At 59.0% G+C, this 19,096-nt stretch carries 18 protein-coding genes, 1 tRNA gene, 2 rRNA genes and 1 pseudogene (1 of these 22 only partly in view); 7 read left to right on the forward strand and 15 right to left on the reverse strand.

Features of this window, described 5'->3' with window-relative positions:
• Positions 1-111 precede the first annotated feature (111 nt).
• From R1T40_RS14780 to R1T40_RS14805, 6 genes are all read left to right on the forward strand, one after another.
• Positions 112-1,146: a Gfo/Idh/MocA family protein gene (locus R1T40_RS14780; protein ID WP_106164881.1), complete on the forward strand. Its 1,035-nt coding sequence runs from the start codon at positions 112-114 to the stop codon at positions 1,144-1,146.
• Positions 1,143-2,138 carry an ABC transporter ATP-binding protein gene (locus R1T40_RS14785; RefSeq protein ID WP_317384663.1) on the forward strand — a complete coding sequence of 332 codons (996 nt, stop codon included), beginning with the start codon at positions 1,143-1,145 and terminating at the stop codon, positions 2,136-2,138. Before R1T40_RS14780 ends, R1T40_RS14785 begins: the two co-directional genes overlap by 4 nt.
• A 137-nt stretch (positions 2,139-2,275) precedes the next feature.
• Positions 2,276-2,857, forward strand: coding sequence for a choline-binding transcriptional repressor BetI (betI, locus tag R1T40_RS14790; RefSeq protein WP_106164879.1), 582 nt, complete (start codon positions 2,276-2,278; stop codon positions 2,855-2,857).
• A 367-nt stretch (positions 2,858-3,224) separates the two neighbouring features.
• Positions 3,225-4,310, forward strand: a complete 1,086-nt coding sequence (locus tag R1T40_RS14795) for a TRAP transporter substrate-binding protein (protein WP_106164972.1) — start codon at positions 3,225-3,227, stop codon at positions 4,308-4,310.
• Between the two features lie 65 nt (positions 4,311-4,375).
• Positions 4,376-4,873 (forward strand): TRAP transporter small permease subunit, encoded by a 498-nt coding sequence (locus R1T40_RS14800; protein ID WP_317384664.1) that lies wholly within the window; start codon positions 4,376-4,378, stop codon positions 4,871-4,873.
• The gene (locus tag R1T40_RS14805; protein WP_317384665.1) at positions 4,870-6,420 is read left to right on the forward strand and encodes a TRAP transporter large permease; all 1,551 of its coding nucleotides are present in this window, start codon (positions 4,870-4,872) and stop codon (positions 6,418-6,420) included. Before R1T40_RS14800 ends, R1T40_RS14805 begins: the two co-directional genes overlap by 4 nt.
• Positions 6,421-6,537: 117 nt before the next feature.
• On the opposite strand, the gene argE is transcribed toward R1T40_RS14805, so the two are convergent.
• The 4 genes from argE to R1T40_RS14825 form a co-directional block, all read right to left on the reverse strand.
• Positions 6,538-7,749, reverse strand: a complete 1,212-nt coding sequence (argE, locus tag R1T40_RS14810; protein WP_317384666.1) for an acetylornithine deacetylase — start codon at positions 7,747-7,749, stop codon at positions 6,538-6,540.
• On the reverse strand, positions 7,746-9,236 hold the full coding sequence (locus tag R1T40_RS14815) for a tripartite tricarboxylate transporter permease (RefSeq protein WP_317384667.1): 1,491 nt from the start codon (positions 9,234-9,236) through the stop codon (positions 7,746-7,748). Before R1T40_RS14815 ends, argE begins: the two co-directional genes overlap by 4 nt.
• Before the next feature lie 12 nt (positions 9,237-9,248).
• Positions 9,249-9,743 carry a tripartite tricarboxylate transporter TctB family protein gene (locus R1T40_RS14820; RefSeq protein ID WP_317384668.1) on the reverse strand — a complete coding sequence of 165 codons (495 nt, stop codon included), beginning with the start codon at positions 9,741-9,743 and terminating at the stop codon, positions 9,249-9,251.
• A 98-nt stretch (positions 9,744-9,841) separates the two neighbouring features.
• Complete coding sequence (locus R1T40_RS14825; protein WP_317384669.1) at positions 9,842-10,813, reverse strand: Bug family tripartite tricarboxylate transporter substrate binding protein; 972 nt, start codon at positions 10,811-10,813, stop codon at positions 9,842-9,844.
• 120 nt (positions 10,814-10,933) lie between these two features.
• Here R1T40_RS14825 and R1T40_RS14830 point away from each other — a divergent pair, with 120 nt between their 5' ends.
• Entirely contained in the window at positions 10,934-11,845 is a 912-nt protein-coding gene (locus R1T40_RS14830) for a LysR family transcriptional regulator (RefSeq protein ID WP_317384670.1), read from the forward strand.
• 79 nt (positions 11,846-11,924) lie between these two features.
• Here the strand turns inward: R1T40_RS14830 and R1T40_RS14835 are convergent, their stop codons facing one another.
• The 11 genes and pseudogenes from R1T40_RS14835 to R1T40_RS14885 form a co-directional block, all read right to left on the reverse strand.
• Positions 11,925-13,652, reverse strand: coding sequence for a SulP family inorganic anion transporter (locus R1T40_RS14835; RefSeq protein ID WP_317384671.1), 1,728 nt, complete (start codon positions 13,650-13,652; stop codon positions 11,925-11,927).
• 7 nt (positions 13,653-13,659) lie between these two features.
• Positions 13,660-13,887, reverse strand: coding sequence for a hypothetical protein (locus R1T40_RS14840; protein WP_317384672.1), 228 nt, complete (start codon positions 13,885-13,887; stop codon positions 13,660-13,662).
• Positions 13,888-13,961: 74 nt separating this feature from the next.
• Positions 13,962-14,843 (reverse strand): MBL fold metallo-hydrolase, encoded by an 882-nt coding sequence (locus tag R1T40_RS14845; protein WP_106164870.1) that lies wholly within the window; start codon positions 14,841-14,843, stop codon positions 13,962-13,964.
• An 89-nt stretch (positions 14,844-14,932) separates the two neighbouring features.
• Positions 14,933-15,364 (reverse strand): DUF6691 family protein, encoded by a 432-nt coding sequence (locus R1T40_RS14850; protein WP_317384673.1) that lies wholly within the window; start codon positions 15,362-15,364, stop codon positions 14,933-14,935.
• A 3-nt stretch (positions 15,365-15,367) separates the two neighbouring features.
• Positions 15,368-15,799: a YeeE/YedE family protein gene (locus R1T40_RS14855; protein ID WP_317384674.1), complete on the reverse strand. Its 432-nt coding sequence runs from the start codon at positions 15,797-15,799 to the stop codon at positions 15,368-15,370.
• On the reverse strand, positions 15,799-16,014 hold the full coding sequence (locus R1T40_RS14860; RefSeq protein WP_317384675.1) for a YgaP family membrane protein: 216 nt from the start codon (positions 16,012-16,014) through the stop codon (positions 15,799-15,801). Before R1T40_RS14860 ends, R1T40_RS14855 begins: the two co-directional genes overlap by 1 nt.
• Positions 16,015-16,110: 96 nt before the next feature.
• The gene (locus R1T40_RS14865) at positions 16,111-16,776 is read right to left on the reverse strand and encodes a Crp/Fnr family transcriptional regulator (protein WP_317384676.1); all 666 of its coding nucleotides are present in this window, start codon (positions 16,774-16,776) and stop codon (positions 16,111-16,113) included.
• 382 nt (positions 16,777-17,158) lie between these two features.
• Positions 17,159-17,275, reverse strand: a pseudogene (locus R1T40_RS14870) (IS3 family transposase); the annotation flags it as partial.
• 121 nt (positions 17,276-17,396) lie between these two features.
• Positions 17,397-17,473: transfer RNA gene (locus R1T40_RS14875), tRNA-Met, on the reverse strand.
• A gap of 49 nt (positions 17,474-17,522) precedes the next feature.
• Positions 17,523-17,637, reverse strand: a 5S ribosomal RNA gene (gene rrf / locus R1T40_RS14880).
• Positions 17,638-17,762: 125 nt separating this feature from the next.
• Positions 17,763-19,096: ribosomal RNA gene (locus tag R1T40_RS14885) — 23S ribosomal RNA — on the reverse strand (it continues 1,501 nt past the right edge of the window).

Raw genomic sequence — 19,096 nt, forward strand, 5'->3', positions numbered from 1 at the left:
CAAAAACATAGGGCAGTCCCCGGCCTTGGGTGGGGGCATAGTCCCCGATCAGGGGCTGCCCGATCCGCAAGCGGACCTGGCGGTTCTTCTACATAGCTCGGGAGCCGTATCATGACCCGCGTTCTAATCGCTGGCCTTGGCAACATGGGGCTCTCCCATGCCCTCGCCCATCACAAGCAGGACGGCGCCGAGATCGTCGGCCTCGTCAACCGCTCAGGTCAGGTGGATCACCCCGACCTTCAAGGTTACCCGGTCTTCACCGACTTCCATGTGGCACTGGAGGAAACCAAGCCGGACCTCGTGGTCGTCGCCACCTACTCCGACAGCCACGCCGACTATGCCGTGGCCGCGATGGAGGCAGGCGCGCATGTGTTTGTCGAAAAACCTCTCGCCACGACAGTGGAGGACGCCCGCCGTGTGGTCACCACCGCCGAGACGACGGGGCGCAAACTGGTCGTGGGCTATATCCTGCGCCACCACCCCTCCTGGGTGCGCCTGATCCAGGAGGCCCGCGCGCTTGGTGGCCCATACGTGTTCCGCATGAACCTCAACCAGCAAAGCAGCGGCGCGGAGTGGGAAACCCACAAAGCGCTGATGCAGACCACATCACCCATCGTGGATTGCGGCGTGCACTACGTGGATGTCTGGTGCCAGATCACTGATGCCAAGCCCGTTCAGGTGAACGCCATGGGCCTGCGCCTGTCGGAGGAAATCGCCCCGGACATGTATAACTACGGCCAGTTTCAGGTCACCTTCGACGACGGCTCTGTCGGCTGGTACGAGGCAGGCTGGGGCCCGATGATGTCGGAAACCGCTTTCTTCGTCAAAGACGTGATTTCCCCCAAGGGCTCGGTCTCCATCACGGGTGCAGATAAATCCAAATCCGCCGATGTGGACGGCCACACCAAGGTTGGTGGCCTATTGGTTCACCGACCCGAGGGCGACCAGCTGATCGATCTGCCGGATGAACCGGGCCATCAGGAGCTCTGTGACGCAGAACAGGCCCATATCCTGCGCGCCATCCGTGAAGACCTAGACCTTTCCCGCCATGCGCGGGACGCCGTTCAGTCGTTGGCAATCTGCCTCGCGGCTGATGAAAGCGTCCGCAGTGGGACCCCTGTCAAACTGAAAGAGGTAACGCCATGACCGCGCTGACCCTGACCAATGTAAACAAATCCTTTGGCAACGTGCATGTCCTCAAGGACATCAATATCGAAGTCGAAGAAGGCGAATTCGTCGTTTTTGTCGGACCCTCAGGCTGTGGCAAGTCCACGCTCCTGCGCACCATCGCCGGGCTGGAGGACGTCACCTCCGGCGAGGTCTGCATCGCAGGCGATGTGGTCAACCAGACGCCACCGTCGAAACGCGGCATCGCGATGGTGTTCCAGTCCTACGCCCTCTATCCGCATCTCAATGTGCGCAACAACATGGCGTTGGCCCTGAAACAGGCCAAGGAAAGCAAGGAAACCATCGAAGAGCGCGTCGCAGAGGCCAGCCGCATGCTGAGCCTCGGGGATTACCTTAACCGTTTCCCCTCCGAACTCTCCGGCGGTCAGCGCCAGCGGGTGGCCATCGGTCGCGCCATTGTTCGTCACCCGAAACTGTTCCTGTTTGACGAACCTCTTTCCAACCTTGACGCCGCCCTGCGCATGAACACGCGACTGGAGATCGCCAACCTGCACGACCAGCTTGGTGCCACCATGGTCTATGTGACCCACGACCAGACCGAAGCGATGACCCTGGCTGACAAGATCGTGGTGCTGCGCGACGGGCGGGTTGAGCAGATCGGCTCACCGATGGAGCTATACAATAACCCGACAAACCAGTTCGTCGCAGGGTTCCTCGGCTCTCCGGCAATGAACTTCCTGCCCGCGAACCTACTGGAGGATGGCAGCCCCAACACGCTTGGTGTGCGTCCCGAAGATCTGGCTCTGGACGACGCCGGCCCGCTGGACGTCACGACCAAACATGTCGAGCAGCTTGGGGGTGATACCAATGTGATCGCGGATTGCCACGGCCACCAGATCACCGTGCGCCTGTTCGGCCAGCATGCGATCAATGCAGGACAGCACCTGCGTCTTGGGATCGCCGACGGGAAATCCTACTTCTTCGACGCACAGGGCAACCGCCTGTCCTGAGTTCAGCGCCCTGCGCCTCCAGCCGCGCGGGGCAGCCCCTCCTGACCGCCCCAGTGCGCAAGGCGAGACACCCGAAACATATTGACCTCTGCCCCTCCGCTTGCCATTGCCTGCACAACGCATGACAGGAGAGTGCTATGCCCAAAGTGGGGATGGAGCCCAAGCGCCGCGCCGCGCTGGTGTCTGCCGTGATCGACGAGATCGGCGAAACAAGATCTCTTGACGTGACCGTGGCGCAGATCGCGCGCCGGGCAGGCATGAGCAGCGGTCTTGCGCATCACTATTTTGGCAGCAAGGAGCAGATGCTTATTGCCGCTATGCGTCACATCCTGTCCGAATTCTCGACCAAGGTCCGGGCCGAACTGCGCGACGCCAGCACGCCGCGCGACCGGCTTGAGGGGGTCATTCGTGCCAATTTTGCCCCGCATGTCTTTGATCCCCGCAAAACCTCTGCTTGGCTGAGCTTTTATGCGCTGGCGCAATCAAAGCCTGACGCCGCGCACCTGATGCAGGTCTACCAGCGCCGGTTGCGCAGCAACTTGTTGTTCGACCTGCGCAAACTGAGTCCACAAGCAGACGACATCGCCGATACTCTCGCCGCCCTGATCGATGGCGTTTATCTGCGGGCGGCCCTGCGCGAAGGTGCGCGCAGCGATGCCGCCCACCTGCAGGTATCAACCGCTCTCGATACGTTCTTGAAGCAGAGCAATACCCGCTAAGGCAGAAATGCTGATGCGGACACCATACTGACAGTCGGTTTCATAGCGCGCGCAGCGTGCAGTCGCTATGGCGCGCTCCTGACCAATGGTGCGCGACAGCCCATGCGAATGCGCGTGCTCAACCCTCGCTACAGCTCTCAAAGTCTGCTTCAAAACCTTTGCAACAGATCCCAGCGCGCGCCGCGCTGGTCGCAATCAACGATGAATGTTTGGTCATGCAGGTCCCGTCTGGCCAGATCCGCACAAACCGTGATTGACATGCATATGTACACACATATTAATGTAAAGCGCCTACAAAACATAATTGAGGCCACGCCATCGAGGTCATGGCCAACATAACTGCACCGACAGACGGAGGATGAACGACATGCAACGACGTAAGTTTCTGAAAGCGGGTGCCCTCGGCACCGCGGCCACGGCGCTGGCAAGCCCGGCACTCGCACAGGGCAAGATGCAATGGAAATTGGTCACCGCCTGGCCGAAGAACCTGCCCGGCCCCGGTGTTGCGGCGCAGATGCTGGCAGACCGGATCACAACTCTCTCCGGTGGTCGCCTTGAGGTGAAGCTGTTCGCCGCAGGTGAACTGGTCCCAGGTCGCGGTGTGTTTGATGCCGTCTCCGAAGGCACCGCCGAGCTGTATCATGCGGTACCGGCCTATTGGGGATCCAAATCCAAGGGCATCCTGCTGTTTGGCTCGCAGCCCTTCGGCCTGCGTGCAGACGAGCAGTTCGGCTGGCTCTATCATGGCGGCGGTCAGGCCCTGTACGATGAGATGTATGGTCGTTTCGGGATCAAACCCTTCCTGTGTGGCAACTCCGGTCCGCAGTGGGGCGGCTGGTTCAAGAACGAGATCAACTCTGCCGAAGACCTGAAGGGTCTCAAGTTCCGCACCACCGGTCTTGCCTCCGAAGTGGCCTCCAAACTTGGCATGGCCGCCGAAGCCACCAGTGGCCCGGCGATGTTCCAGGGGCTGCAGACGGGTGCTCTGGACGCGGGCGAATTCATTGGTCCCTGGACCGATAGCGCGCTGGGATACTACCAGGTGGCCAAGAACTACTACTGGCCCGGCGTGGGCGAGCCGTCCTCTGCCGAGGAATGCGGCGTCAACGCCGACGCATATGCCGCCCTGCCCGAAGATCTGCAGCAGGTGGTCGCGCTGGCGTGCGAGAGCCTCTACAATCCGGTCTGGACCGAATACACCACCAAACACGCCATGGCGCTGAAGAAGATGGTGGATGAAGAAGGCGTGCAGGTGAAAATGTTCCCCGAGGACGTGATCACAGCCATGGGCACCGCCGCCGCCGAGGTCATCACCGAGCTGCGCGAAGACGACGACGAGCTGGTGCGCCGGATCACCGAGAGCTTTGTCTCCTATCGCGATCTCGTGGGCGGCTACATGAGCTATGCGGACAACGGTCAGATGAACGCACGCGCCGCCGTGATGGGCTATTGATCGTTTGAAATGACAGCCGGCGCCCTGAGATACGGGCGCCGGTATTCTATTGGGGGAGAGGCAGGATGCTAGGGATTGCGGATACGCTGGACGGTATCAACCGCGCGATAGCGGCGGTGATACGGTGGTTGGCGTTGGTGATGGTGCTTGTCCAGTTTGGCATCGTCGTCGGGCGGTATGTTTTTGGCGTAAACTCCATCGCCGCGCAGGAAAGCGTGCTCTATATGCACGCAACCCTGTTCATGCTTGCAGCTGGCTACACGCTTCTGGTGGACAAACACGTCCGCGTCGATGTGTTCTACGCCGCCGCCACCGAACGCGTCAAAAGGCGGATCGACATCTTCGGTCATCTCTTCCTGCTGCTGCCGTCAATGGCGGCGCTGCTTTTCTGGTCCTGGCCGTCTGTTCGGAATTCCTGGGCCATTCTCGAAGGCCCGATCGCGGTCGGCGGAATTGAGGCCGTGTTCCTTCTGAAATCCCTGATCCCGGCGTTCTGCATCCTTGTGATGCTGCAATCCATCGCCCTTCTGATCCGCCTGTTTGCCGAGGAACAGCACCAATGACCGCCTATCTCGACCTGATCATGTTCGCCGCCTTGATGGCGACAATCCTGCTGGGCTTCCCGGTCGCCTTTTCTATCGCAGGGGTGGCCGTGCTCTTTGCCTATCTGGGTTGGATGCTGGGCGTGATGGACATCTCCCTGATGGGCGCGCTCAGTCAACGCGCCTTTGGGGTTCTCAGCAACGAAGTCCTGATTGCCATTCCACTGTTCGTCCTGATGGGCGCGATACTTGAAAAAAGCCGCATCGCCGAGGAACTCCTCGACACCATGGGGCGTCTCTTTGGCCGACTGAACGGAGGTCTGGGGATTTCGGTGGTTCTGGTTGGCGCGCTGCTGGCAGCCTCGACCGGGATCGTCGGAGCAACTGTGGTGGCGATGGGCATGATCGCCCTGCCGACCATGTTGCGCTCGGGGTATGATCCACGTGTTGCGGCCGGTATCGTCTGTACGGCGGGCACCTTGGGGCAGATCATTCCACCATCGACGCTACTGATCATTCTGGCGGACGTGATGTCAAACGCCTACCAGCAAGCCCAATACGAACAGGGCAAGTTCTCAGTCGAGGCGTTGTCCGTCGGCCAGTTCTTTGCTGCCGCACTGGTGCCCGGGCTTGTTCTGGTAGTTCTGTATCTCGTGTATATCGTGGTGCGCGGCCTGCTGCGACCGCAGGACATGCCCGCCGCGCTGTCCGGCATGACACGCCCGACTCGCCAAGAAGTGATCGGCGCGGTTGTGCCGCCGGTGCTGCTGATCGTCGCTGTGCTGGGTGCCATTCTCGGCGGCATCGCAACCCCGACAGAGGCTGCGTCTGTGGGAGCCATCGGCGCGCTTCTCATGGCGGGACTGCGGGCCGGAGCCCCTGCCCGCATCATTGCCATCGGCGCCTTCGCACTGATCCTGCTCGGCATTCTGTCAGGTCTGCACCCCGTCCGTTTGCAACGCAATGATCTGGATGGCTTCGATCTTGCGGCCGGCGCGTTCTATGCGCTCCTCACCGTAGGCGGGGCCGTGGCGGTACTTTTTGCGCTGCGCAGCGGCCTGCGCAAACGCATCCTGCACGAGGCCGTCACCTCGACCACGACGATGACCGCGATGATCTTTGCCACGATGCTTGCAGCGGGTGTGTTCTCGCTGGTGTTCATCGGGCTGGGTGGCGAGGAACGCGTGGCACATATTCTGGAGAACATGCCTGGCGGACCAACTGGCGCATTGATCTTCAGCATGCTGTTCATCTTTGTGCTTGGGTTCTTCCTGGACTTTGTTGAGATCTCGGTGATCGTCCTGCCGCTGGTCACGCCCTCGCTTATCGTCATGGGCCACGACCCGATCTGGCTCGGGATATTGATTGCGATCAACCTGCAGACCAGCTTTCTGACGCCGCCATTCGGCTTCTCGCTGTTCTATCTGCGCGGTGCCGCCCCGGCAGAGGTCACCACACGACACATTTATCAGGGTGTCATACCGTTCATCTTCTTGCAGGCGGTGGGGGTCATCTTGGTCTGGATGCTGCCCGGTCTCGCCACCTGGCTGCCGTCGGCCATCTTCTGAACGACGCTGACCTGTCGCAGGGTGCGGGCATGCCCCGCAACAGGTCGGCCAAACTGATCCAGCACGGCCAAAATATAGACCCGGAACCGCCCCTTCGAGCGGTTCCGGCTTTAGTGGTCAGGCGCTGGCTGCAGCGGGCTGCTCTGCCAGATATCCGATGATGTCCCGCAGAAAATCGACACAGAGGCCCAGCTGATCCAGCTCGACATACTCATTGGGCCTATGTGCCTGTGCAATGGATCCCGGCCCGACGATCACTGACGGAATACCCCCAATCTGCTCAAACACACCGCCTTCTGACCCGTAGGAAACCTTGCCGCCCCACTCTGGCAGCAGATGCGCGTAGCGGGTGAAGCCGGCCGTGTTTCGAGCCTCCCCCATTGCGGGATAGGCGAAGATCCGTTCGAAGGTGATTCCGGTGCCTGCAACTTTCTCGGCCATCGGAGCGCCGACGTCGGACTCGATCTCCGCCAGCAGCTCGGCCATATCCGCGTCAGGATCCATCTCGGAAATCGACCGAAGCTCGAAGGTGAAACCGCAGCTCTCAGGGGTGACATTTGTCGCCACGCCGCCTTCGATCATGGTCGCCAGCATCGTCGCATGCGGCACGGTGAAATCTGCGTCAAACGGCCCCTCGACCTCGTAGCGCTGCCCCCGTTCCGAAATCTTTGCAATCGCCTGCGCGGCGTATTCGATGGCGTTCACATGCTCTGGCGCAAAGGACGAATGCCCCGAGGTGCCCGTCACCTGCGCCCGCATGGCGATCTTGCCCTTCTGCCCCGTCACCAGCTTCATCATTGAGGGTTCGCCGATGATGGCGAACTCCGGCGGCACTGGCAGCGCCGCCAGATGCTGTGCGATCGCAGGCGCACCGAGGCAGCCCACTTCCTCATCGTAGGAAAAACACAAGTAGACGGGGCGGCTCAGTTTTGCCGCCGCCAGATCGGGCGCAACCGCCAGCGCACAGGCGGCAAAGCCCTTCATGTCGCAGGCCCCACGGCCATAAAGCTTGCCGTCACGCACTTCGGCCACAAAGGGGTTGCTGATCCACTCTGGCTCATCCGCGGGCACCACATCCGTGTGGCCAGACCACACAACACCCGCAACAGCCTCAGGCCCGAAGCCCGCAATGAGGTTCGCCTTGGCGCCGGTCTCATCTGGAAGAATGGTAATGCGGGCACCCAGCTCGCCGAGATACGCGGCCATATGATCAATCAAGGGCCGGTTGCCGTTGCGGGATACCGTGTCAAAGGCGATCAGGTCGGAGAGATGTTGGGCCGCGCGGTCCTTCAGGCCCTCGGCGAAGGTGCGCTCGCTCTGGTGTGTCATTGTGAAACTTGTCTTTCTGTCTTTGATTTCCGGATCTCACGGCGCAGCGTGAAGCTGAGTGCGAACACGATCAGCACGGCAAAGATCCAGGTGATGGGGGAGGACAGCAGCACCGCCGGGTCCCCGCGAGAGATTGCCAATGCGCGGCGCAGGTTCTCTTCCAGCATCGGGCCGAGAATGAAGGCGATCAGGAAGGGCGCGGCCGGAATGTTCAACAGGAACATTCCAAATCCAACCAGCCCCATGACCAGCAGCACAGCCACATCGAAGGTACTCGACGCGATCGAGTAGATGCCGAAGATACACAGCAGCAGCACCAGCGGTGTCAGCAGCGTCTGCGGAATATAAGATACCTTGGCGAACATGCGCATGGTCGCCTTGCCTGCAAAGAACAGCAACACCGACGACACCAGCATACCGATCAGCAGCATGTAAACTTCGTGGATATTGGTCTGGAACAACAGCGGCCCAGGCGTCAGGCCCTGGATCATGAAGGCTCCCAGCATCACCCCGGTGATCACATCGCCCGGAACACCAAGCGCCAGCAGCGGGATCATCGTGGCACCACAGGCACCGTTATTGGCAGATTCCGACGCCGCGATACCCTCAAGCTCTCCCTTGCCGAAGTTGGCGCCATTCTTTGAACTGCGCTGCGCCTCGCCGTAGGAAAAGAATGCCGCAGACGAAGGGCCGATGCCGGGAATAGCGCCCAGGAATGAGCCGATCACCGACCCCTTGAGGATACTGCGCAACGAGCCCATGAATTCTTCGCGCGTCACATGCTGCGCACCCAGTGTTGCCGCCTCTTCTTTTTTGGCCGCCCGCATCACGACGAGCTTTATCAGCTCCGGCAGCGCAAAGAGACCGATCAGAACCGGCGCGATCGACAGGCCTGCCTGCATGTCCGGGGTGAAGGCAAAACGGAACGACCCGTACATGTCCTCTCCGACCGTCGCCAACAACAGGCCCAGCGCCGCCGAAACCAGCCCGAGCAGAAGTGAATTGCCGGAAACGCCCGCAACCGTTGTCAGGGCAAACAGCATCAGCATGAAGAACTCAGGCGGGCCGATGCGCAGGGCGAGGACCGCCAGCGGTGCCGCAAAGAAGATCAATGATAGGTTCGAAATGAAATCGCCTGTCACCGAGGAATAAAGCGCCATATTCAGCGCCTTGCCTGCCTTGCCCTGTTGTGCCAGCGGATACCCGTCCAGCGCGGTACAGGCAGCAGAGGCCGTGCCCGGTGTCTTGATCAGGATCGCGGAGACCGAGCCGCCATAGGTCGAGCCCTTGTAGAGAGCGACGAGCAGCAGGATCGAGGGCACCGGATCCATGTAGAAGGTGAAGGGCAACGCCAATGTCACCGCCATGGTGCCGGTCATGCCGGGGATCGCGCCGACAATCACGCCGCCCCAGATGCCGGCAATCATGATCAGAAGGTTCTGGACGGTGGCGACCGCATAGAGCGCCAAGAGGATATCGTTGAGCATGAGGATCTCCGATCAGAAGCCGAAGGGCTTCGTCAGTACGCCCTTGGGGAACTGCGTGCCGAGCGAATAGTTGAAGAACAGAAGCAGCAGGACCGGTGCAACAAAGGACAGCAGTACGATCCACAACCGATGTTGTCGCTCCCCCGTCAGCAGAACCACGGTCAGCGTCAACAGCATGGTTGCGAGGAGAAAGCCGAGGTGCGGAAGCAGCCCCAGAAAGAGACCGAAGACCACGACCAGCCCGAGAAACCGAAGGACCATCTGCAATTGACTGCTGCCATCGGTCTCGATCCGCTCCTCGGCTGTGGTTGGCCGAGTGAAGGCAAGGAACAGCGCCAGCAGGCCAAGTCCGATTCCGATCGTTGATACGGTACGCGGCCACATGTCCGGCGGTGGCGCAAAGCCCGGAATAAACGCGGGACGGGGGACGAATACGGGAACCAGAACGAAGGCGGTAAGCGCGAAGAAAGCTGCAATTATCAGCCCCCGCAGAACGGGCTTAGTCATAGCGATGCTCCTGGAGAAGAAGTCCTCTTGCGAGGAAAGCGGCGCGACCCCATCGGGACCGCGCCTGCGTGTTGTCGAGCGGCCCAGAGGGCGTGCCCTTAGTTGGGCAGGTAGCCGAAATCCTGCGCGAGCCCGTTGAACAGCTCGTATTGCGTCTTGGCATAATCGGTCATGTCGACATCACCGACTGTCGAGATGGAGCCACGACGTTTGGCCAGCTCGAGCCATTGTTCGTTGGTGGCCACATCACCGAGAACCGTGTCCCATTTTGCAATGACGTCTTCCGGCAAATCCTTGGGACCATAAAGCGCGCTCCAGCCCGTGATCTGGCCCGCGTTCTCGTAGCCCAGCTCCTGTGCGGTTGCGACGTCGGGCAGCTTGTCCATGCGCTTGGGCGCAAAAACCATAAGCGCCTTCAGGTCGCCGCTTTCGATATGTGGCATCAGTGAACCCGCCGCCATCGCGACGAAATCAACGTGACCGCCCAGCAGCGCCGTCGCCAACGCGCCGCCCCCTTTGTAGGGCACCAGTGTCGCCGCCGTCAGCGGGTCAAGATCATTGTCGGCCAGCAGCGCCTGCGTGGTAAAGCCATCGATCGCTGTTGCGCCCGACGCCGCATAGGTCATGCCGCCCTGGCTGTCCTTGATTGCTGCGACCAGCCCCTCAACATCCTCGTAGGGAGCATCCGCACGCACGGCGAGGATCATGGGTGTTGCTTCCAGCATGCCGAGGAACGTGTAGGCGTCCCAAGCCACGGCAGACTGCGGTGTCACAGCAGGCGAGAGCGCCATGCCAACACGCGCCAGCAACAGCGTGTAGCCGTCTGCATCAGCCTGTGCGACAGACCGCGCGCCATTCATGCCCCCTGCGCCGGGCCGGTTCATCACTGTCACGGGTTGACCGAGCGCGGACGGTGCCGTCTCTGCCAATGCGCGACCGGCGAGGTCTGAGGCGCCACCGGGGCCGTAAGGCACCACCAGCGTCACGGCCTGTTCGGGGTAGGTCTGGGCCGCTGCGGGGCCAGTTGCTGCGATCACGGCTAGGGCGATCGATCCGATTAGTTTCTTCATTGTAACCTCACGTCTGGTCCGGGAAGCCCGGAACTGTTGGATCAGCGACACCATCCACAGTATGCGTGTATTGACAATGGGCAGTTATAAGTTGCACAAAATGCATACTGAGGAGTTGCCATGTACAAGACACGCGAGTTGGAGGCCTTCGACGCCTATATGCGCCTTGGCGGCGTGAAGCTCGCGGCTGAGCATATGGACACAAGCCAGCCGATGATCAGCCGGCTGCTTTCAGGCCTTGAAGACAAAACTGGTTTTTCGCTTTTCTTGCGTAAACGGAACCGGTTGACCCCTACTCCGGAGGCGTTCCGTTTCCACCAATCCGTGATGCGCCATCTGGCGGGATTGCGCGACCTGGAACAAGAAGCGGTTGCCATCGCCAACGGACAAGTTGGCCACCTGGTGATCGCCGCTCAACCGGTCTTCTGCGATACATTCCTGCTTGATGCGTTGCGGCGATTCCGTGCAACGCATCCACATGCAACAGTGCAGATCGTTGATGTCGGCATGGCAGAACTGTTGCGGATGATCTCTGAACAGCGCTGTGATCTTGCCTTCGGCATCACCCTGAATGCCGACGCCTTTGGCGGCGACGCAAGACCGTTGGGCCGGTGCACCGCGCGCTGCATCATGCCGAAGGGCCACCCCTTGGGACAGGAAGACGAAATTCCCCTGCCGCGCCTGCGCAAGGAATGGTTTATCGATCTTTCCCCCGACAGCCCGTTGCGGCAACGCGTAGACAACATGATGGACACCATCGACGTCCGCCGCACGATTGCTGCCGAACTGCGCACACTGCACGGCGTCGTGCGGCTCGTTGAGCGTGGCGTCGGAGTCGCCATTGTCGATCCTGTCGCCATAAGGTTGATTGATCCCGACAAGGTCACTGCGCATCGACTCATTCCCGAAATCACTTGGGACATTGCGCAATTCGTACCGCGCGACCGCCCCCTAAGTGCGGTCGGTGAAGCCTTCGCCCACGCGATTTCCGAAGAACTTGAAAGCCTCAAGCGCCAAGGACTGGTGGTCTGACTTTCGCTGGGCCAATGCTCAGCAGGTCTACAATTCGTCGCTTCGGTCAGAACCAGAAGTCAGGCGACTCAAGCACCAGCTACCTTGCGGTAGGCTTCGCGCTCATCAAATGAGTCCATGCATCAAATTGTGAGAGAAACACATCACCGTTCAACTCATCAATAAAATGCGTTCTTTGCAGGCGGTCCATCACCGGCCCCTTAACCTCTGACAAGTGTAGCCCAACCCCCATGTCGATCAGCCGCAAGTTGATGGCTTCGAGGCTCTCCAGCGCGGAAAAGTCCACTTCATTGACTGCGGAAAACATCAGAACAACATCCTTAATGTCGCATCCGGTTGTGACGCGAGACTGCACGAGTGTTTCCAAAAAGCGCGCGTTCACGAAGTAGAGGCTTTCATCCACCCGCAAGCTCAATACATGGGGGCTGGTTTCAACGGCATGCCGTTTCACGTTGCGGAAATGCTGGGTGCCGGGGACAAGCCCGACCTCGGCCACATGAGGTCGTGACGTCTTGTAGAGATGCAGCAGGATCGAAATCGCCACGCCGCTGGCGACGCCCACTTCCACCCCCATGCCAAGAGTGAGCAAAATGGTGGAGACAACGGCCGTGAAGTCAGCCCGCGCATAGCCCCATGTCTTTTTCAGGATCGAAAAGTCCACAAGCGACAGCACCGCGACGATGATCGTCGCCGCAAGGGTCGCTTGCGGCAGATAAAAGACCAAAGGTGTCAACGCGAAGGATGCGATTGCAAGACCGATGGCGGTGTAGATACCCGCGGCTGGTGTCTCGGCCCCTGCATCAAAATTCACGATGGACCGTGAAAAACCTCCCGTGACCGGAAAGCCCCCCGTGAAGGCTGCACCCAGATTAGCCGCGCCCAGCCCGATCAGCTCCTGATCCGGATCGACCCGCTGACGCTTCTTGGCGGCCAGTGTTTGTGCAACGGAAATACTCTCGACGAAACCGATTACAGAAATCAGGATTGCAGGCACCAAGAGCGCACTTATCAGATCCGGGGACAGGCCGGGCAACGTCAGGGGAGGCAGGCTTTGCGGCACGCTACCCACAACGCTCACCCCTGCCTGATCCAGCCCGAATGCCCAGACTGCAAGCGTTGTCGCCACCACTGCTGCGACCGGGCCCGACTTGGCCACGAGGTCCGTCAGCAACGGTCCGGCCCCCAGCCCTTTCAGCAAAGGTTTCAAATTGCCCCGGACCCAGAACAAGAACCCCGTCGCGCTTGTCCCGATCACGACTGTGATCCAGTTGATTTGATCGAGATGAGCCAAGAGTGATCCAAGCATTTCCGGCAATGTATGCCCATGGGCGCTGACACCGAGGATGTGTTTCAGCTGGCTGGTCGCGATCAGGATACCCGAGGCGGTGATAAAGCCCGCGATCACCGGGTGGCTCAGAAAATTGGCCAGAAACCCCAAGCGGAAGACACCCAAGAGTAGAAGAAACACCCCCGACACCCCCGCGAGTGTAAGCGCCGCAATGGCGTAGCCAGCTGTCCCTGCCTCTGCCACTTGCCCAATTGCAGACGCCGTCAGCAAGGACACCACCGCGACCGGCCCCACGGCCAATGCGCGCGAGGTCCCAAAGATGGCATAGAGCATAATCGGCGCAATTGATGCGTAGATCCCTGCCTCGGGCGGGAGGCCAGCCAGCAGCGCATAGGCCAAAGATTGTGGGATCAGCATGATCGTGACGATCACTGCGGCGACCATGTCGTTGGACAACGCACTGCGGTCATAGTGCCGCCCCCAGGAGAGGATCGGCAGATAGCGTGAAAAAGAGATCATCAGAGAGTCAATTCAATAAGGGGCATAACCTACACCAAATGCGCAGTTTGCCGATCCATCCATTCTTGCGGGAAAAGGCTGAGACGAAACCGCCGCCACCCAGATGCCAGCCGCATCGCGCATCAGATTTTCCAAGGGAAACGGGGAACAGTCTGTCGGTGAGTGTCTTGTTATCAGCCGGAATACGTCGGGCGGCCTCCGTCACGTCAGCGCCAACCGCGCCGATATCGTTCATGCCTGCGCGCATGACAGGCGCACTGACGGTCCTTCCTGCTGAGGCAGTGCTGACGTCCATGACCTGTGCTGCACTTACAGACCATTCACCGGCACTTTGAGCATCGGGTTCCCGTCCTTGTCCGTCGGCACCTCGCCCGCGCGCATGTTCACCTGCAGCGACGGAATGATCAGTTTGGGCATCGCCAGCTGCGCGTCACGTTCGGTGCGGAACTTCACGAAGTCGTCCTTCGTCTTGTCGCCGCCGACATGGATATTGTGAGCCTTTTCTTCGGCCACCGTGGTTTCCCACTGAATATCGCGTCCGTTGGGACCGTAGTCATGACACATGAACAGGCGCATATCATCCGGCAGAGCGAGCACTTTCATAATGCTCTCATAGAGTTCTTCAGCAGAACCGCCGGGGAAATCACAACGGGCCGAGCCTCCGTCGGGCATGAACAAAGTATCTCCCACGAAGGTGGCGTTGCCCATGACATGCACCATACAGGCGGGTGTGTGACCCGGCGTGTACATGGCGAAGGCCTGCATGTGGCCGATCATGTAGGTGTCGCCATCCTTAAACAGGGCATCAAATTGACTACCATCACGCTGGAATGCTGTGTCTTCATTGAACACTTTTCCAAACACATCCTGCACGACAGTAATTTTTTCGCCAACTCCGATCTTCCCTCCCAGTTTGTCCTGGATGTAGGGCGCCGCGCTCAAATGATCCGCGTGTACATGCGTCTCGATAATCCATTCGAGCTTGAGGCCTCGGGCTTCAATCTGACGGATCAATTCATCCGCGTGATCGAAGGTGATCCGGCCCGCAGCATAATCGATGTCCATGACACTATCGACAATCGCGCAGGAATTGGATGCCGGATCTTTGACGATATAGCTGATTGTATTTGTTGCTGCATCGAAGAAGGCCTGAACGTCAGGTTTGACTTCCATGTTCACAGGATAGGTCATATTGGGTCTCCTTGCTTGCAAACGCGGTCATTGATTGCGGCCTAGGTGCATCATCGCACTGTCGACCGCTCGGATATAGATACGACATCTCATTGCGGGACACGAGCAGGCCACAGGTTGTCCAAAACACGCCTGAGGACAAGACCCACGATCACTGCAACGACAAACAACACCACTTCCCAGCGCCCCGTTCCCAGGGCAGGCAGCGCCGCACCCGGACAAAAGCCAGCGATCCCCCATCCGATGCCGAACAAAGCAGAACCGCCGAGAAGCTTACGATCAATCCGAGTACTGCCCGGTACCTGAAATTGGTCGTCGAACACTGGCTTTGAGCGCCGCCAAACCAGACGGTAGCCCAATGCGGTCACAATCAAAGCGCCGCCCATCACGAAGGCAAGGCTTGCGTCCCATCGCCCGGCGACATCAAAGAAATTCAGAACTTTGGCCGGATTCATCATGCCCGAAACTGCGATTCCGATGCCAAAGACAAGACCCGTCAGGCCAGCAAATATCACTTTCACGGGTCAACCTCCAAACACGTGGCGAATGATGAAAACGGTGATGGCGGCCGTAGCCATAAAGGTCGGGACCGCGACAAGCGACCTGATGGACAGCCGCGAAAGCCCACAGACGCCATGGCCAGACGTACATCCCGACCCGAGACTTGCCCCAAGTCCGACAATGACGCCGCCGATGGCGATCATGGCCGGGCTGACGGGCACATCGACCTGAGGCATGCTGCCGCTCACAAGGAAGATCACTCCGGGAGCCGCGATCATGCCGACGACCAGAGCGCCCCGCCACGCAGCCTCGCTGCGGTTTTGCGGTAGAACCAGACCGGACATGATCCCAGTTGCCCCAAGGATCCGCCCCAACCCAAGCATCAAGAATACCGCGCCAAGACCAATCACGAGGCCACCGCCAAATGAGGCGAAGGGTGCGAATGCCGTCTCCATTAGCACACCCTGCAGGTTCTAAGACCGAAGATGCTATAAAGCGGACACATGCGTAGCGCTGCGACAATCAGCATGACACCGCCAACACCAGCGGCCGCTATTTTCGACAGGCCAGCGTCGAAGGCGGGCAAACCGCTAAAAAAGGCGAGATATAGGAGCGCGACGCCAAGTATGGCGCGTAGAATGCGGTCGAAGGTGCCGACGTTGGTGGACATGATCGTCTCCTCAGGTGAAAAACTGATAAACACATATGACTTTATCAGCGCCCCTTCAGTGACATTGTCACGCAAGTCGACGACCCTGTAACCGCGTCATGCACTTTGCGCGATCGTGGCGAGACCCATCTTGTCTGACAAGCTTATCACGCCGCGAGATTGCGCGATCAGGTCACGTTTTTGAAAATCATGCAGCACACGTGAAATTACTTCACGCGCGGTTCCTAGCTCGCTCGCCAAATCCTGATGAGTCGCATGAACCTCTTTCCGGCCTTGGCCAAGCGTCAAAAGTCGCTCAGCCAGACGCACGTCGATCCGGCCAAAGGCAACGTCATCCACCACGCGTAGCAGGTCGATCAAACGGCGCGAATAGGCCGCGAACACAAAGTTGCGAAACGCGTCTTCTTCCGCCGCAAGGCGATCAAAGGCAGTCTTGGGCAACAGGATGGCGGTTACATCAGTTTCAGCAACGCCTTCGGCATTATAAGCCTCTTCAGCCAGCATACAGGCGGTCGTCAGAACGCAGCTCTCGCCGGCATCCACACGGTACAATACGATCTCGCGCCCGTTCTCCGAACTCTGTGATACGCGGATACGGCCTTCGTACAGAAAGAACAAACCGTCAGGCACGCTCATGGGCCCAAAGACTTGATCGCCGCGTGAGAACTTGAGAATGCGCGCTGTTGCATTCAATCGCCTTCGCACATCAACAGGTAGAGCGGCCGTGCCCTCGAAGCGTTCTGTCCAATCAAAATCTGTCATTCGACACTGCCCATCTTCGGGAATTATGTGACAGATGGCAGCCTGAGCTAAGAGCGGACCTGGCTCATCTGGTTGGTGTGATTATGCGGCGGTTTTTCGGTGAAGCAAGCTCTGGGTGTCTATGGTCTTCCGTTGGACCCTTTCTGGTTTGTTGAGGATGATCTGCCTGCGCCCAAAGGGAAGATCTGCCGGAGGCATGTCTAGCAGTGACCTACCTCCTGCCGCTCAGTCAGTCATAACGAAGGTCTGCAGGTTGGGTTAGGGAATTCGGGTTCTCGTCCGGCGCAAGCGGGCCGGGCGCGACGCCCTCAAGTTTCTTAAGCATCCGGCGCGCTTACTGCGGTGTCTGGTTGACCATCGGGTTCCTTGTGCCACGCGCTCACTTGCGACCGCCTCGCCTTTTCACGGACAGCCCTTCCTGGTGGTAGATCCGGTAGAGCTTCTTGTGGTTCATGCTCATGCCCTTGCGCTGCTACAGGACGCCGATCCGGCGGTAGCCGGACACGGCAGCACGCAATGGCCATACCATTGAACTTATTGGGGAACTTGCGAGTATTCTGCGTTTGGGGGACTGGATGCAACGAAGCCCCCGCGTTTTGCGAGGGCTTCGTCGGGAACGATGGTTGCGGGAGTAGGATTTGAACCTACGACCTTCAGGTTATGAGCCTGACGAGCTACCTGGCTGCTCCATCCCGCGGTGTTTGTTTTTTTTGTTTTCGTTTTGAGAGTATTGGGGTTCTTATTAGGTTTGGCGGTGCCCTACTCTCCCACACCTTAAGATGCAGTACCATCGGCGCAACAGCGCTTAACTTCCGGGTTCGGGAAGGGACCGGGTGTTTCGCTTGTGCTTTGGCCACCAAACCGAATAAGAACCCCGCTAGACTTTTTTTGTCTAGCAAATCAACGTTTTGACCTTGTTTTTAGGAGGTCAACGAGTTGTCCAAGTTTTGTGTATGCGTTTTTGGTGTGGCTGTCTTTTACTGGATCAGATCAAGCCAATCGGGCGATTAGTACCGGTCAACTGAATGCATTGCTGCACTTACATCTCCGGCCTATTGACGTGGTGGTCTTCCACGGCCCTCAGGGATACCTTGTTTTGAGGGGGGCTTCCCGCTTAGATGCCTTCAGCGGTTATCCTTTCCGAACATAGCTACCCAGCACTACCGTTGGCACGATAACTGGTCCACCAGTGGTTCGTTCACCCCGGTCCTCTCGTACTAGGGGCAACTCCTCTCAAGTATCCTACACCCACGGCAGATAGGGACCGAACTGTCTCACGACGTTCTAAACCCAGCTCACGTACCTCTTTAAACGGCGAACAGCCGTACCCTTGGGACCTGCTCCAGCCCCAGGATGAGATGAGCCGACATCGAGGTGCCAAACACTGCCGTCGATATGGACTCTTGGGCAGTATCAGCCTGTTATCCCCGGCGTACCTTTTATCCGTTGAGCGATGGCCCTTCCACTCGGGACCACCGGATCACTATGGCCGACTTTCGTCTCTGCTCGACTTGTCAGTCTCGCAGTCAGGCTGGCTTTTGCCATTGCACTCAACGAGCGATTTCCGACCGCTCTGAGCCAACCTTCGCGCGCCTCCGTTACGCTTTAGGAGGCGACCGCCCCAGTCAAACTACCCGCCACGCAGGGTCCCGGATCCAGATAATGGACCGCGGTTAGACATCAAGAGTGCGAAGGGTGGTATCTCAAGGATGGCTCCACAGGAACTAGCGTTCCTGCTTCAATGCCTACCACCTATCCTGCACATCACAATCCTGATGCCAGTGCGAAGCTGTAGTAAAGGTGCACGGGGTCTTTCCGTCTAACCGCGGGAAGCCTGCATCTTGACAGGCAATTCAATTTCGCTGAGTCGATGTTGGAGACAGCGGGGAAGTCGTTACGCCATTCGTGCAGGTCGGAACTTACCCGACAAGGAATTTCGCTACCTTAGGACCGTTATAGTTACGGCCGCCGTTTACCTGGGCTTCAATTCGGAGCTCTCACCCCTCCTTTTAACCTTCAGGCACCGGGCAGGCGTCAGACCCTATACGTCGTCTTGCGACTTCGCAGAGCCCTGTGTTTTTAATAAACAGTCGCCACCCCCTGGTTTGTGCCCCCGGATTCCACTTGCGTAGGACCCGGGCCTCCTTCTCGCGAACTTACGGAGGTATTTTGCCGAGTTCCTTCAACATCGTTCTCTCAAGCGCCTTGGTATTCTCTACCAGTCCACCTGTGTCGGTTTAGGGTACGGTCTGATGGAGGGCTATTTCCAGGGACTACTTAGCAGCCCGCCCAATCCGATAAGGGCAAACTACCTTCGCAA

The organism is Tritonibacter scottomollicae, from assembly GCF_032924845.1.
Taxonomy (GTDB): Bacteria; Pseudomonadota; Alphaproteobacteria; order Rhodobacterales; family Rhodobacteraceae; genus Epibacterium; species Epibacterium scottomollicae.

Bases quoted from the DNA above. Each gene is read 5' to 3' on its own strand.
- R1T40_RS14780 (WP_106164881.1), top strand. From the start codon at position 112: ATGACCCGCGTTCTAATCGCTGGCCTTGGCAACATGGGGCTCTCCCAT.
- R1T40_RS14785 (WP_317384663.1), top strand. From the start codon at position 1,143: ATGACCGCGCTGACCCTGACCAATGTAAACAAATCCTTTGGCAACGTG.
- betI (WP_106164879.1), top strand. From the start codon at position 2,276: ATGCCCAAAGTGGGGATGGAGCCCAAGCGCCGCGCCGCGCTGGTGTCT.
- R1T40_RS14795 (WP_106164972.1), top strand. From the start codon at position 3,225: ATGCAACGACGTAAGTTTCTGAAAGCGGGTGCCCTCGGCACCGCGGCC.
- R1T40_RS14800 (WP_317384664.1), top strand. From the start codon at position 4,376: ATGCTAGGGATTGCGGATACGCTGGACGGTATCAACCGCGCGATAGCG.
- R1T40_RS14805 (WP_317384665.1), top strand. From the start codon at position 4,870: ATGACCGCCTATCTCGACCTGATCATGTTCGCCGCCTTGATGGCGACA.
- argE (WP_317384666.1), bottom strand. From the start codon at position 7,749: ATGACACACCAGAGCGAGCGCACCTTCGCCGAGGGCCTGAAGGACCGC.
- R1T40_RS14815 (WP_317384667.1), bottom strand. From the start codon at position 9,236: ATGCTCAACGATATCCTCTTGGCGCTCTATGCGGTCGCCACCGTCCAG.
- R1T40_RS14820 (WP_317384668.1), bottom strand. From the start codon at position 9,743: ATGACTAAGCCCGTTCTGCGGGGGCTGATAATTGCAGCTTTCTTCGCG.
- R1T40_RS14825 (WP_317384669.1), bottom strand. From the start codon at position 10,813: ATGAAGAAACTAATCGGATCGATCGCCCTAGCCGTGATCGCAGCAACT.
- R1T40_RS14830 (WP_317384670.1), top strand. From the start codon at position 10,934: ATGTACAAGACACGCGAGTTGGAGGCCTTCGACGCCTATATGCGCCTT.
- R1T40_RS14835 (WP_317384671.1), bottom strand. From the start codon at position 13,652: ATGATCTCTTTTTCACGCTATCTGCCGATCCTCTCCTGGGGGCGGCAC.
- R1T40_RS14840 (WP_317384672.1), bottom strand. From the start codon at position 13,887: ATGAACGATATCGGCGCGGTTGGCGCTGACGTGACGGAGGCCGCCCGA.
- R1T40_RS14845 (WP_106164870.1), bottom strand. From the start codon at position 14,843: ATGACCTATCCTGTGAACATGGAAGTCAAACCTGACGTTCAGGCCTTC.
- R1T40_RS14855 (WP_317384674.1), bottom strand. From the start codon at position 15,799: ATGGAGACGGCATTCGCACCCTTCGCCTCATTTGGCGGTGGCCTCGTG.
- R1T40_RS14860 (WP_317384675.1), bottom strand. From the start codon at position 16,014: ATGTCCACCAACGTCGGCACCTTCGACCGCATTCTACGCGCCATACTT.
- R1T40_RS14865 (WP_317384676.1), bottom strand. From the start codon at position 16,776: ATGACAGATTTTGATTGGACAGAACGCTTCGAGGGCACGGCCGCTCTA.